The 13,931-nt window shown below is 74.5% G+C and carries 12 protein-coding genes; 3 read left to right on the top strand and 9 right to left on the bottom strand.

What is annotated here, in order from left to right; all coding sequences use genetic code 11:
* Positions 1-99: 99 nt before the first annotated feature.
* Complete coding sequence (locus ACIP5M_RS13515; protein WP_007267191.1) at positions 100-762, bottom strand: response regulator transcription factor; 663 nt, start codon at positions 760-762, stop codon at positions 100-102.
* Between the two features lie 275 nt (positions 763-1,037).
* A complete protein-coding gene (locus ACIP5M_RS13510; protein WP_401195970.1) occupies positions 1,038-1,694 on the bottom strand; it encodes a DUF3000 domain-containing protein in 657 nt (218 codons plus the stop codon).
* 91 nt (positions 1,695-1,785) lie between these two features.
* Between ACIP5M_RS13510 and hemE the strand changes: the two genes are divergently transcribed.
* The gene (gene hemE / locus ACIP5M_RS13505) at positions 1,786-2,850 is read left to right on the top strand and encodes a uroporphyrinogen decarboxylase (protein ID WP_401195968.1); all 1,065 of its coding nucleotides are present in this window, start codon (positions 1,786-1,788) and stop codon (positions 2,848-2,850) included.
* Between the two features lie 148 nt (positions 2,851-2,998).
* Here the strand turns inward: hemE and ACIP5M_RS13500 are convergent, their stop codons facing one another.
* Positions 2,999-4,390 (bottom strand): FAD-dependent oxidoreductase, encoded by a 1,392-nt coding sequence (locus ACIP5M_RS13500; protein ID WP_401195965.1) that lies wholly within the window; start codon positions 4,388-4,390, stop codon positions 2,999-3,001.
* A gap of 58 nt (positions 4,391-4,448) precedes the next feature.
* Positions 4,449-5,477, bottom strand: a complete 1,029-nt coding sequence (locus tag ACIP5M_RS13495; protein WP_401195963.1) for a DUF4349 domain-containing protein — start codon at positions 5,475-5,477, stop codon at positions 4,449-4,451.
* A gap of 150 nt (positions 5,478-5,627) precedes the next feature.
* Between ACIP5M_RS13495 and hemG the strand changes: the two genes are divergently transcribed.
* Entirely contained in the window at positions 5,628-7,088 is a 1,461-nt protein-coding gene (gene hemG, locus ACIP5M_RS13490) for a protoporphyrinogen oxidase (protein WP_401195961.1), read from the top strand.
* A gap of 22 nt (positions 7,089-7,110) precedes the next feature.
* Entirely contained in the window at positions 7,111-7,824 is a 714-nt protein-coding gene (gene hemQ, locus ACIP5M_RS13485; protein WP_215011973.1) for a hydrogen peroxide-dependent heme synthase, read from the top strand.
* 123 nt (positions 7,825-7,947) lie between these two features.
* Here the strand turns inward: hemQ and ACIP5M_RS13480 are convergent, their stop codons facing one another.
* The 5 genes from ACIP5M_RS13480 to ACIP5M_RS13460 form a co-directional block, all read right to left on the bottom strand.
* Positions 7,948-9,633: an alpha/beta hydrolase gene (locus ACIP5M_RS13480; protein WP_401196331.1), complete on the bottom strand. Its 1,686-nt coding sequence runs from the start codon at positions 9,631-9,633 to the stop codon at positions 7,948-7,950.
* 82 nt (positions 9,634-9,715) lie between these two features.
* Positions 9,716-10,504, bottom strand: coding sequence for a TIGR04222 domain-containing membrane protein (locus ACIP5M_RS13475; protein WP_401195959.1), 789 nt, complete (start codon positions 10,502-10,504; stop codon positions 9,716-9,718).
* Between the two features lie 84 nt (positions 10,505-10,588).
* Positions 10,589-11,665: a TIGR04222 domain-containing membrane protein gene (locus tag ACIP5M_RS13470; protein WP_401195957.1), complete on the bottom strand. Its 1,077-nt coding sequence runs from the start codon at positions 11,663-11,665 to the stop codon at positions 10,589-10,591.
* Positions 11,662-13,041, bottom strand: a complete 1,380-nt coding sequence (locus ACIP5M_RS13465; RefSeq protein WP_401195955.1) for a DUF692 domain-containing protein — start codon at positions 13,039-13,041, stop codon at positions 11,662-11,664. Before ACIP5M_RS13465 ends, ACIP5M_RS13470 begins: the two co-directional genes overlap by 4 nt.
* A gap of 124 nt (positions 13,042-13,165) precedes the next feature.
* Positions 13,166-13,918 carry an aminoacyl-tRNA hydrolase gene (locus ACIP5M_RS13460; protein WP_401195953.1) on the bottom strand — a complete coding sequence of 251 codons (753 nt, stop codon included), beginning with the start codon at positions 13,916-13,918 and terminating at the stop codon, positions 13,166-13,168.
* Positions 13,919-13,931: the final 13 nt, after the last annotated feature.

Raw genomic sequence — 13,931 nt, 5'->3', positions numbered from 1 at the left:
ACGTTCCGTCGACGGGCGCGATGAGTATGCGGGGAGTTTCCCGGGGGTGTTCCGGACGGCTGTCCCGGCCTGCTATCCGGGAGCTCCGGCCGCCGGCGGTCAGTGGATGATCCCGGTCCGGAGGGCGACGGCCACCATTCCGGCCCGGTCGCCGGTGCCCAGCTTGCGGGCGATCCGGGCGAGGTGGGACTTGACGGTCAGGGCGGACAGGCCCATCGAAACGCCGATGGCCTTGTTGGACTGGCCCTCCGCGACGAGGCGCAGGACCTCGACCTCGCGGCCGGAGAGCTCTCGGTAGCCGCCCGGGTGGCTCGGGGCACCCGGGGGGCGGCGGTGCATACGGGCGGCGGCGGCGCCGATGGGGGCTGCGCCGGGCCGGGTGGGAAGCCCGATGTTGGTGCGCGTACCGGTGACGACGTAGCCCTTCACACCGCCGGCGAGGGCGTTGCGCACCGCGCCGATGTCGTCGGCGGCGGACAGCGCCAGCCCGTTGGGCCAGCCCGCGGCACGGGTCTCGGAGAGCAGGGTGAGACCGGAACCGTCGGGCAGGTGTACGTCGGCCACGCAGATGTCGCGCGGGCTGCCGACGCGGGGGCGGGCCTCCGCGATGGACGACGCCTCGATCACGTCACGTACTCCGAGGGCCCACAGATGGCGGGTCACGGTGGAACGGACGCGCGGGTCGGCCACGACGACCATGGCCGTCGGCTTGTTCGGGCGGTAGGCGACCAGGCTTGCGGGCTGCTCGAGAAGAACGGACACCTAGGCCTCCTGGGGGAGTGGCGGGACGGCCGGCTCGGGGAAGGAAGCCGGTGCGAACCGTGCGGATGGTCACTGACTCCTTCGGCACGTCACCCGCCCGGCTTTAGGGAATGATCACGATTTGGTGAGTAACAATTCGGGCAATTCGGACGCACGATCGATCATCGGGTGATCAGAAGCCCGCACCGGATGCCGTTGTTCCGACACTCTGTTACGGGCTTCGACCGGTCGTTCGCGTCCGGGCCCCTCTGCCGCACGGCCGTACGGCCCCGCGGCTACGGGTGGTGCGGACCGCGGCGCTGTGGCAGGGAGACCACACCCGTCGCGCTGTCCGTCGGCCCCACCGGAGGCAGCCCCGCGACCTGGCACAGCAACTCGCACCACGCCGCCAGGTGCGCCGAGGTGTCCGGCACCCCGCCCACCCCCTCGCGCGGCGTCCACGAGGCTCTGATCTCGATCTGCGTCGCCGGCCGCCGCTCCGCGAGCCCGCCGAAGTAGTGCGAGCCGGCCATGGTCACGGTCCCGCTCGCCTCCCCGTACGTGAGCCCGCGCGCGTCCAGCGCGCCCGTCAGCCAGGACCAGCACACCTCGGGAAGGAGCGGGTCCGCGGCCATCTCCGGCTCCAGCTCCGCCCGTACGAGCGTCACCAGCCGGAAGGTCCCCTGCCAGGCGTCGTGCCCGGCCGGGTCGTGGAGCAGGATGAGCCGGCCGTCGGCCAGGTCGTCCTCCCCCTCCACCACCGCCGCCTCCAGCGCGTAGGCGTACGGTGCCAGTCTCTGCGGCGGCTTCGTGGGGTCGATCTCGATCCCCGGACGCAGCCGCGCCTTCTTCAAGCCGTCGACCGCCCGACGGAACGGGAGCGGGACGGAGCTCTCCTCCGCGCTGTCCATACCGTCAGCGCCATCTGAAAATCGTCCCTGAGCCGCAGCCATGCGGGGAAGACTAGGCGGTATGTGCGCCCGTACGGCGCAGGGACACCCGCGCCGGGCCGGGCACTTCTTCATACGTGCGAAGATTTGGGTCGTGAGTGCCAACGACCGCCCGACGGGCCAGCCGAGTCAGACGTACGATTCCGCCTTCCTGAAGGCGTGCCGGCGGGAGCCGGTGCCGCACACGCCGGTGTGGTTCATGAGGCAGGCGGGACGCTCGCTGCCGGAGTACCGCAAGGTGCGCGAGGGCACGCAGATGCTCGAGTCCTGCATGCGGCCCGACCTGGTCACGGAGATCACGCTGCAGCCGGTGCGCCGCCACAAGGTGGACGCGGCGATCTTCTTCTCCGACATCGTGGTCCCGCTGAAGGCCATCGGTGTCGACCTCGACATCAAGCCGGGCATCGGCCCGGTCGTCGCCCAGCCGATCCGCCGCCGCGAGGACCTCGCACAGCTGCGCGACCTCACCCCGGAGGACGTCTCGTACGTCACCGAGGCGATCGGCATGCTCACGGGTGAACTCGGCTCCACGCCGTTGATCGGATTCGCGGGCGCGCCTTTCACCCTCGCGAGCTACCTGGTCGAGGGCGGCCCCTCGAAGAACCACGAGCACACCAAGGCCCTGATGTACGGGGACCCGCAGCTGTGGGCGGACCTGCTCGACCGCCTCGCGGAGATCACCTCCGCCTTCCTGAAGGTCCAGATCGAGGCCGGCGCCTCCGCGGTGCAGCTCTTCGACTCCTGGGTCGGCGCCCTGGCCCCGGCGGACTACCGCCGCTCGGTGATGCCCGCCTCCGCGAAGGTCCTGCAGTCCGTCGCCTCCTACGGTGTCCCGCGCATCCACTTCGGCGTGGGCACGGGTGAGCTGCTCGGTCTGATGGGCGAGGCCGGCGCGGACGTCGTGGGCGTCGACTACCGGGTCCCGCTGGACGAGGCCGTCCGCCGCGTCGGCCCCGGCAAGGCGCTCCAGGGCAACCTGGACCCCGCCGTCCTCTTCTCCACCCCGGAGGCCGTGGAGGCCAAGACCGACGAGGTCCTCGCGGCCGCGGCCGGCCTGGAGGGCCACGTCTTCAACCTGGGCCACGGCGTCCTCCCGACGACCGACCCGGACGCCCTCACCCGCCTGGTGGACTACGTCCACACCCGGACGCAGCGCTAGCCGGTCCCCTACCCGCGCCTCAAACGCCGGCGAGGCTGAATCAGCCTCGCCGGCGTTTGAGGCGACGGGCGCGCAGCGCCCGTACGGGGTCCGGGGCGGAGCCCCGGGAAACGGAGAAAGGGCGGGTAGGGGACCGGCCCCGCAGGGCTCACACCCCCGCAGAGCGGACCGCTGTCACCGCCTTGCGGGCGGCCACCAGGATCGGGTCCCACACGGGAGAGAACGGCGGGGCGTAGCCCAGGTCCAGGGACACGACCTGCTCCACCGTCATACCCGCCGTCAGCGCGACCGCTGCGATGTCCACCCGCTTCGCGGACCCGGCGCCGCCCACGATCTGCACGCCCAGCAGACGCCCCGTGCGCCGCTCCGCCAGCATCTTCACCGTCATCTCCGCCGCCCCCGGGTAGTAGCCCGCCGTGTTCGTCGAGCGGATGGTGGCGGTGACGAAGCGCAGCCCGGCCTCCAGCGCGTCCTTCTCGCGCAGCCCCGTACGGGCGATCTCCAGGTCGCACACCTTGCTGACCGCCGTACCCACCACCCCCGGGAACGTCGCGTAGCCGCCGCCCACGCCCGAGCCGATGACCTGGCCGTGCTTGTTGGCGTGCGTGCCCAGCGGGAGGTGCCGCGTGCGGCCGGCGACCAGGTCGAGGACCTCCACGCAGTCGCCGCCCGACCAGACGTTCTCGTGGCCCCGGACCCGCATCGACAGGTCCGTGAGGATGCCGCCCGACGGACCGAGGGGGAGCCCGGCGGCCCGGGCCAAGGCCGTGCGCGGTTCCACGCCCATGCCGAGCACGACCACGTCCGCCGGGTACTCCTCCCCGGACGCCGTGGCGACCGCACGGACCCGGCCCTCCCCGTCCTCGAGGATCTTCGTCACCTCGGCGCGGGAGACCGTACGGATCCCCATGCCGTTCATCGCGCCGTGCACCAGGCCGCCCATGTCCGGGTCCAGCGTGGACATCGGCTGCTCGCCGCGGTGCAGGACGGTGACCTCGTAACCCCGCCCGATCAGGGCCTCGGCCATCTCCACGCCGATGTAGCCCGCGCCGACCACGACCGCCCGGCGGCCCTCCGTACGCTCCAGGGTGTCCATCAGGCGCTGACCGTCGTCCAGGCTCTGGATGCCGTGGACCCCGTGCGCGCCGATGCCGGGCAGGCGCGGGCGGACCGGGCGGGCGCCCGTCGCCAGGACGAGCTTGTCGTAGCCCGTCCACGATTCGGAACCGCTGTCCAGATCGCGGGCGCGCACCCGCCCGCCCTCCAGGTCGAGTTCCACGACCTCGGTACGGGTGCGCAGGTCGATGCCGCGGGCCCGGTGCTCCTCGGGGGTGCGGGCGACGAGGTCGTCGCGGTCGGCGACCTGGCCGCCGATCCAGTACGGGATGCCGCACGCGGAGTAGGAGGTGAAGTGCCCGCGCTCGAAGGCGAGGATCTCCAGTTCGTCCGGCCCCCTGAGCCGCCGGGCCTGTGACGCGGCGGACATGCCCGCCGCGTCACCGCCGACCACCACCAGTCGTTCCTTCGCCGCCGTCGCCATCGCCGTACCGCCCCTTCACTGTCATCGGATGGTGAACACGCTACGGGCGAACGTGCGTTCAGTCCTGTACGCCGGCTCCGGTGTCCGCGGTGTCCCCGGTGTCCCCGGTGGCCCCGGTGGCCGCCGCCCGGGCCGCCGGGACCGGCGCCCGCTCCGGCACCGGACCCGCCGCCCGGGACCGCGCCGGACGCAGCCGCCGGTAGAGCCGGTACCCGAGGGTCCCCAGCGCGGCGGCCAGCGCGAACGGGAGCAGCGCGCCCACCGCCAGTACGAAGAAGCGCAGGATCGCCGTGAAGACCGCCCAGCCGGCGCTGAGCGCGTCCGTGAACGAGGACTCCTCCTCCGCCTCCACCACCGGCTTGGGGGCCGGTTCCGAGACCTCCAGCGTGATCGTGCCCAGCGAGGTCTGGTCCTTCAGCGCCGTCTGCTGCGCCAGCAGGGACTCCAGGTCGGACTGGCGCCGGCTCAGCTCGCTCTCGAGCATCACCACCTCGCTCAGGGCCGAGGCCTTCCCCATCATCTCCCGCACCCGGGCGACGCTGGCCTGCTGGGAGGCGACCCGGCTGCCGATGTCGGCGACCTTCTCGGTGACGTCCTGGGCGTCGACCTTGCGGTGCAGGAGCCTGCCGCTGCCCTCCATGGCCCCGAGCACCGCGTCGTAGCGCTCGCCCGGCACCCGCATGGTCAGGGTCGAGGTCATCCGGCCGTCCTGACCGCGTCTGGTGGACTCGTTGCCGACGTAGCCCCCCGCGCCGTCCGCCGCCGCGCGGGCGGCGGCGAGCGTCTTCTGCACGTCGGTGGTCTCGATGCCGAGCGTCGCCGTACGGATGACGTTGGGGCGGACCACGGCCGGCTGCTGCGCGCCCTTGTCGGCGGTACCGGGCGCCGCCGAGGGCGCCGCCGCGGCCCCCTTCGCGCCCTCCTGGGCCTTGCCGTCCGGGGCCTTGCCGTCCTGGGCGGGCGCAACCGCCGCCCGGTCGGCCGCGCGGTCCGTGCCGTCGGCGGCGCAGCCGGTGAGCGCGAGCGCCCCGGCCAGGGAGAGGGCGGCCAGAGCGGCCGCGGAGCGCTGTCTGTTCCGGGTGTGCATCGCGGTAAACCCCCGAGGTTCGGCTGGTGTTGCCGTTTCGACGCACCGGGCCGCCCCGCGGGTTTCGCCTTCCCGGTACCGGGCCGGTCCCGATGCGATCACGGTCCGGCCTCGACGATCGGCCCCTGAGCGGTCTGAGACGATGTGTCCATGCACGAAGCGGACATGCGTACGGACGGATCAGGCGGCACGGGCCGTGTCGTCGTCATCGGCGGCGGCATCGCGGGCCTCGCGGCAGCCCACCGGCTCCTCTCCGCGGGGGTCCGCGTCACGCTGCTGGAGGCAGGGCCCCGGCTCGGAGGCAAGCTGCATGCCGGCGAGCTCGCCGGCGCCCCCGTCGACCTCGGCGCCGAGTCCGTGCTCGCACGCCGCCCCGAAGCCGTGGCCCTGGCACGGGCCGTGGGCCTCGGCGAAGCCCTCCAGGCACCCGCCACCGCCACCGCCCACCTGTGGACCCGGGGCGCACTGCGGCCGATGCCGCGCGGCCACGTCATGGGCGTCCCCGGCGACCTGGGGCCCCTGGCCGCCTCCGGGGTGCTCTCGCCCGAGGGCCTGGCCCGGATCGAGGCCGAAGGCGCCCTGCCGCCCACCGAGATCGGCGAGGACGTCGCGGTCGGCGAGTACGTCGCCGCCCGGCTCGGCCGCGAGGTCGTCGACCGGCTCGTGGAACCGCTGCTCGGCGGGGTCTACGCGGGCGACGCCTACCGGATCTCGATGCGGGCCGCCGTGCCCCAGCTCTTCGAGGCCGCCCGCACGCACCGCTCGCTGGGCGAGGGCGTACGGGAGCTGCAGCGCCGGGCGGAGCACAACCCGCAGGCGGCCGGCCCCGTGTTCGCCGGCATCGACGGCGGCATCGGCCGGCTCCCGGTCGCCGTGGCCGAAGCCTGCCGGGCGGCCGGGGCGCGGATCCTGCTCGACACCCCCGTGCGCGAGCTCACCCGTACGGCCGGCGGCGGCTGGCGGGTCGTGGCCGGCGCCGGGTCCACCGAGGTCTTCGAGGCCGACGGCGTGGTCCTGGCGACCCCGGCGGGGCCCGCCGCCCGGCTGCTGGACGGGCTCGCGCCGGCCGCCGCGGCCGAGCTGCGCGGGGTCGAGTACGCCTCGATGGCCCTGGTCACGATGGCCTTCCGCCGCTCCGACCTGCCGGCCTCCGTCACCGGCGGCGGCGCCAGCGGGTTCCTCGTACCGCCGGTCGACGGCCGGACCATCAAGGCGTCCACGTTCTCCAGCAACAAGTGGGCCTGGGCCGGGGCCGATCCGGACCTGTTCCTGCTGCGGACCTCGGTGGGCCGCCACGGGGACGAGGGCGAACTGGAGCGGGACGACGCCGAACTGGTCGAGGTCTCCCTCGCCGACCTCGGCACGGCCGTGGGCCTCGCGGCCCGGCCGGTCGCCTCCACCGTCACCCGCTGGGACGGCGGGCTGCCGCAGTACCCGGTCGGCCACCTCTCCCGGGTCGCCCGGATCCGTACCGCGGTCGCGGCCCTGCCCGGCCTGGCCGTGTGCGGCGCGCTCTACGACGGCGTGGGCATTCCGGCGTGCATCGCCAGTGCCGGCAAGGCCGCCGAGGCCGTGATCGCCTCGTTCGGCACCCCTGGCACAGAGCACTGATCGGCACTGGGACAATAGGCACATGACTGCACCAGAGAAGATTCCCAACGCGGGGAAGAAGGCGAAGGACCTCAACGAGGTCATCCGCTACACCCTGTGGTCCGTCTTCAAGCTGAAGGACGTCCTGCCCGAGAACCGCGCCGGCTACGCCGACGAGGTCCAGGAGCTGTTCGACCAGCTGGCCGCCAAGGACATCACCGTCCGCGGCACCTATGACGTCTCCGGCCTGCGCGCCGACGCGGACATCATGATCTGGTGGCACGCGGAGACCTCCGACGAGCTGCAGACCGCCTACAACCTGTTCCGCCGCACCAAGCTGGGCCGCGCGCTGGAGCCGGTGTGGTCGAACATGGCCCTGCACCGCCCGGCCGAGTTCAACAAGTCGCACATCCCGGCCTTCCTGGCCGACGAGGTCGCGCGCGACTACGTCAGCGTGTACCCCTTCGTGCGCAGCTACGACTGGTACCTGCTGCCCGACGAGGACCGTCGCCGCATGCTCGCCGACCACGGCAAGATGGCCCGCGGTTACCCCGATGTGCGCGCCAACACCGTCGCCTCCTTCTCGCTGGGCGACTACGAGTGGCTGCTGGCCTTCGAGGCCGACGAGCTCTACCGCATCGTGGACCTCATGCGTCACCTGCGCGCCTCCGAGGCCCGTATGCACGTCCGCGAAGAGGTGCCCTTCTACACCGGGCGCCGCAAGTCCGTCGCCGATCTGGTGGCCGGGCTCGCCTGATACCTCCCCTGGGGGGAAGGACCGGAGGACTGACCTTCTCCGGTGGATCGGGAGGCTGGGCCTTGATCCGGAAGACAGGCCCTCACCCCCGAAACGACGCAGCCGGAGATCCCGCCCGGAAGTTCAGACGACATGCGGCAGCAGCGCCCCGCGGGCGCTTGCCGCCCCGTCGTCCAGCGACACCGGTGCGGGCTCCGGATGCGGCGCACACGTGACACGCCGCCCCGGGGTGTCACCCGTCAGCAGATACCGCTCCACGTGACGGTCCACGCAGCCATTGCCTCCGCCGAACACTCCGTGGCTGCCGGCCCCGCGCTCCGTCACCAGCGCCGCACCGCCACCGAGCCGCCGCTGGAGCTCCAGCGCACCGGGATACGGGGTCGCACCGTCCCGCTCCGCCGCGACGATCAGTGTGCCGGGCAGTGCGGCCGCCCGGCTCCCGGCCGTGACCCCGACCTCGACCGGCTGCTGCCGTGAGCGCACCGGCCAGGAGGCGCACGGCAGGTTCAGGAAGGCATTGGCCCAGGTCTCGAAGGGGGCCGTGCGCGCCAGTTCGGTGTTGTCGCGGTCCCAGGTCTCCCAGTCGCCGGGCCAGGGAGCGTCGTTGCACAGCACCGCCGTGTAGACCGCCCTCGCGTTCTCGGTTTCGGCCGCCGCGGCCGCGTCCGGGGCGGCCTGCCGGGTCAGCGGGCCCGGATCGCCGCGCAGGAAGGCCGCCAGGGCCGCCGCGCGCTGGGGCCAGACGTCGTCGTAGTACGCGGCCTGGAGGTAGGCGGCCTGGAGCTCGCCGGTGCCGACGGACCCGCCGGCGGGCCGGCGGGCCACGGCGTCCCGGACCCGTGCGTAGCTCGCCTGTACGGCCGCCGGGGTGGTGCCGAGGCCATAGGTGCCGTGGTGGCGGGCGACCCAGGCGCGGAAGTCGTGCCAGCGGCGTTCGAACGCCGCCGCCTGGTCGAGGTTGTTGCGGTACCAGACGCGGCGCGGGTCGGGATTGACCGCCGAGTCCAGGACCATGCGCCGGACGCGGCCCGGGTGGAGGGTCGCGTAGACAGCGCCCAGATAGGTGCCGTACGAGGCGCCCATGAAGCTCAGCCGCTCCTCGCCGAGGGCGGCCCGCAGCACGTGCAGGTCGCGGACGTTGTCCAGGGTCGAGTAGTGGGGCAGCGCCGGGCCCGCCCGCCGCGCGCAGCCGCGGGCGTAGGCGCGGGCCGCGGCGACGCGCTGACGTTTGTACGAGGGGGAGGGCTCGGCCGGGACCTGGGTGGGGCCCTGGGCGCGGGTGGCGGGGTCCTCGCAGGAGAGCGGGGCGGAGCGGCCGACTCCGCGCGGGGCGTAGCCGACGAGGTCGTAGGCGGCGGCGATCCGCTCCCAGCCGGGCGTCGCGGCGAGGAGCGGGAAGGACATGCCGGAGGCGCCGGGGCCGCCGGGGTTGTGGACGAGGGCGCCCTGCCGGGGTGTGCCGCGGGCGCCGCTCGCCGGGACGCGGCTGACGGTGAGCGGGATCTGCGGTCCGGCGGGGCGGGTGTAGTCGAGCGGCACCCGCAGGGTCGCGCACCGGACGGGGTCGGGCAGCCCCTCGGCGTACGGGCAGGGCCCGAAGCGCAGGCCGGTGGCGGCGGCGCGGCCGGCGGCCAGCTCGGCACCGGCCTCCGCGGCGGAGGAGCCGCCGGGCGCGGCGGGCGGGGCGGTCCCGGCCGGGAGCGGGAGTGGCGGCGCGAGCGGGGAGGCGGCCGCGTGGACGGCGGTGGCCCCGGTGCACAGGGTGAGCGACAGCCCCGCCGCGGCGGCTGCGAGGCGGGCGAGCGACATCCGCATGGCGGCCCCTTCGTATCGTCCGACGAGACGACCATCGGGCGGGGGCCGTGTAAAGGATCGGCGGCCGGTGTCGGCGTCAATGGCCCCGTTGCCGCGGGATCCACCCCCGGTTGCCGTACCCCAGCGCCGCCCGCAGTCCGGGATCGGCGACCACGCGGACCCCGTGCACGGCCACCGAGGTCAGCGAATCCCGTTCGCCGCGCTCGCGGTCCAGGGCGACGAGCAGCCGCCGGCCGGCCGGGGAGGCCCAGCGCGAGTACGGGTGGGCCTCGTAGCGGGCTATGGCCAGGCAGCCCGCGCCGAGAACGAGCGGCAGTGAGAACCAGGCCAGGATCATGCCCTCGGTCGTGCCCCCGCCCGCCGGGAGGGCGACGGAGACCGCGGCCATCGCGAGGACCAGCAGGGTGGCCCCGCGAACGGCCCGGACGCCGTCGGCGACCCCGCGCCGGGTGCCGGCGGGCAGCGCGAGCCCGGCTTCGCCGAGCCGCTCCGCGAGCGCCCGTACCGCTTCGTCCGCGGCCACCGCGGACCGCAGGTCCGGTACCGGAGACTGCCCGTCGGGTCCGAACGCGCCGAGCAGGGACCTCTCGTGGGCGTCGTGGCCCACGGGGTCGACGACGGTGGCCCAGCCGGTGTGGGCCAGCAGCAGCCGCCGCCGGCGCTGCATCGACAGCAGCGTCAGATCGGCCACCCGCCGCGGGCCGCCGGCGAGATAGGCGGCCTCGTAGAGGTTCAGCTCGTCGTGGTGGGGCGCGGTGGCGGAGCCGGCGGCGGGCTCCGCGGCGTGGGTGGCGGCCGCCAGGAGGAGGGTGCACGACCACAGCACCCCTGCCCAGGACACCAGCAGGAAGAGGACCCAGAACATCCCCGTGTTCTACAAGCAGTTGACGTGCCTGGTCAGGGGTGGTGCCGAGGTGTGAGCACCTTGTGATGCGGCCGTGATGGGCAGTCAGGAGCTGCTGGAGCAGCTGGAACCGGACGAACTGCTGCAACTGGAACTGCTGCTGGAGCAACTGGAAGAGCTGCTCGAACAACTGGAGCTGCTGCTTGCGCAGCTGCTGCCGGAGGAACCGCAGCCGGATCCCGTGGCGGAGCACCCGCTGATGCCCGTCGAGCCGCAGCCCGAACCGGAACCACAGCCGGAGCCGCCTGCGCCGCCGCCGTCGCTCGAGGCGCACCACAGGACCGGCAGGACGTCGGAGGAGGATCCGTACGAGGAGTGCGACGGGTGCGGCCGGGAGCCCGGCCGGGATCCCGCCTGGGCCGCCGCCAGCCGGGTGCCGCGCGCGGCGGGCACCAGCTGGGCGCGCAGGAACGGGTCCCGCAGGCCGCGCAGCCCGAACAGCGCCGTCTGCACGTGCGCCGTCCGGTCGTTGACGTACGAGGAACGGATCGCGCGCAGCGCCCGCATCCCCGCCGGGGTTAGCCGGCCCTTGGCGCGGGCGGCGCAGACCAGGCCCACCACGAGCCCGCCCAGCAAGGCGGGCAGTACCTTCACGATGAAGGGCACCTGGTCCGTCCCGGGCCGCAGGACGTACGCCGCGAAGGTGAGCGGCACCGACACCGGGATCAGGATCCCGCACACGACGGCCTGGATCAGCCCCCAGCGCCGCCAGGTCCTGCCCCACCCGGGCGGCGAGAGCAGCCCGCGGGCGGCCAGCGCGTCCCCGGTCTCCTGTACGGCCGGATCGATCATGGCGGCGTAACGGACCTGGTAGAGCCAGCCCGAGGGCGCGCCCCGGTGGGCCTGCAGGACGGCCCGCTCGGCGGGGTCGTACGCGCGCGCCCCGGGGCGTACCCGGACGATGCCGGGGCCGCCGACCATGAGCCGGCCGTCGCCGAGCATCGAGACGAGCGCGGTGTCCACGACGGCGCCGGGGCCGCCCGCCATGAACGCGGCCTCGGACAGGTCGTGCAGGGCGGGAGCCGGACCGGCCGACGGGCGCCGGGAGCGGCGCAGGCCGCGGATCAGCAGGCCGCTGGAGACGGCTGCGCCGAGCCAGATCGCGAGGGCGAGGAGGTTCATGCGGCTCTCCCCACGAGGGCCCGGGCCCAGCGCACGACCCGGCGCGGCGGCCGCGCCCCGGCCCGGTCCCGCCACCAGGTGGTGAGGCGGCGCCGGGCGGCCGGGTCGGCCGGCAGGTCCTGGATCAGCAGGTGCTCGGCGAAGTCCAGCGCGTCGCGGCGGTACCCGCCGGTCATGGGGCGGCCCTTGGCGTACGCGAGGAAGGCCGCGCGGTACGGCTCGGCGCCGCCCAGGATCCCCGGCAGCTCGGGGGCCACCTTGGCCACCACTCCGGCCCGCTTGGCGGCCAGAGCCCGGGCCTGCACCCCGATCCGCTGCCGGTCGAACCCCTCGGGCACGGGTGTCCCGGCCACCAGCGCCGACAACAGCGCGGCCTGCCCGAGCGCCACCCGCGTCCGAGCGGCCTCGGCGACGCCCGCCTCGGCGAGGCCCGCCCCGGTGGGGTCCGCCTCGGGGATGCCCGCCTCGGCGATGCCCGCCCCGGGGGCCGCCGAAGGCGCCGCGGTGCCGGCCCGGCCCGCGGCCCCCGTACCGCCGGTCCCCGCCGGCGGGCCGGCCGTGACCACCGCGCGGATCGCGGACAGTTCGGCCGCCAGTTCCGCCTCCGGCGGGAAGTCGTCGTCCCGTTCCAGCAGCACGCCCGGCGGGTCCACCCGGGAGCGGAGTCCGGCGAGCAGGTCGAGCACCACCGGCGGCACCGGGTGGGCGTGCGTGTCGTGCCAGACCCCGCCCCGCTCCACGCCGCCCGCCACGTGCACGTACGCCAGCGCCTCCAGCGGGATCGCGTCCAGGACGGCGGCCGGGTCCTCGCCCCGGTTGACGCGGTTGGTGTGCAGATTGGCCACGTCGATGAGCAGCCGGACGCCGGTCCGCTCGACCAGCTCCGTCAGGAACTGCCCCTCCGTCAGCTCCTCGCCCGGCCACGAGAACAACGCGGCGATGTTCTCGAGCGCGAGCGGCACCGGCAGTGCGTCCTGCGCGATCCGCACGTTCTCGCACAGCACGTCCAGCGCGTCCCGCGTGCGCGGCACCGGCAGCAGGTGCCCCGCCTCCAGCACGGGCCGTACGGCCGCCGACGAGCGGACGAAGGCGATGTGCTCGGTGACCAGCGGCGCCCCCAGTGCCACCGCCCGCTCGCCCAGCGCCGCCAGCTTCTGCGGGTCGGGCCGGTCGGCGCCGCCGAGTCCCAGCGAGACCCCGTGCGGCACGACGCGCGTCCCGCGCTCGCGCAGCCTCAGCAGCGCCTCGGGCAGATGGCCCGGGCAGATGTTCTCGGCCACCACCTCGACCCAGTCCAGGCCGGGCAGCCGCTCCACGGCGTCCGCGATCTCCGGCCGCCAGCCGATGCCCACCCCCAGGTGTGCCATGGGCTTCATGTCCCCTCGCCCCCTCTCCGCGCATCCATCGGACCGTGTGCCGGTGTCATGACCCCATCGGCGTCCGGCCAACCGCGGGGAAGGGACGTTCAGAGCAACATTTGAGGTTCCGCGAGGACGCGGCTCAGAGCCGGGCCCGCAGGGCCGGGTGGTCGGCGACCACTGTCGCGCTGCCCGGCGCGATCTCCGTGAAGCCGGCGTCCCGGACCACCGGCAGGCCGCTCCCGCTCAGCTGCGCCCACCGCTCGCGCGCGGCCGTCCGTACCGCCAGCCGGAACCCGGAGTCCTGCCACGCGGTCCGCTCCGCGTCCGTCAGCTCCCACCACGCCAGCTGCGCCGCGTGACCGGCCTGGGCCATCGCCTTGCCCGCCGACATGCCGAGGCCCGGGTTGAGCCACAGCACCGGCACGCCCGGCTCCACGTCCGCGGCCACCGGCTCCGGGTCGTCCAGATCGGTACCCGACACCTGGAGCTTCGCCAGCTCCTTGGGCCAGCCGTCCAGCGGCACCGGCGGGAAGACCCGTACCTCCGAGGTCTCACCGTGCACCGTGACACCCGGCAGGGTGCCCGCCTTGCGCCACTCCGCGCCGCGGGCCCGCCGGACCACCTTGCGGATCCGCGCGTCCTGCCAGTCCCGGACCGCCTCGGCCCACTCGCCCTCGCCGCGCGCCCGCTCGTCGGTCAGCAGGACCAGCACCGCGCGGGCCGCCGTCTCCAGCGCGTCCGTCCGGGCGGGCGGCCCGGTCTTCTCGATCCGCACCACCAACGGCAGCACGAACTGCGGGGCTTCGTCGCGCAGGACGTGCTCCTGCCGGAAGGGGCTGTCCGCCCCGACCGCGGGTACGTCGGTGGTGTCGTCGGTGTTCCGGCTGCTCATCCGGCCAAGGATG

This window comes from Streptomyces sp. NPDC088762 (assembly GCF_044750905.1).
Classification (GTDB): Bacteria; Actinomycetota; Actinomycetes; order Streptomycetales; family Streptomycetaceae; genus Streptomyces.
This window is presented reverse-complemented; position numbering and strand designations above follow the sequence as displayed.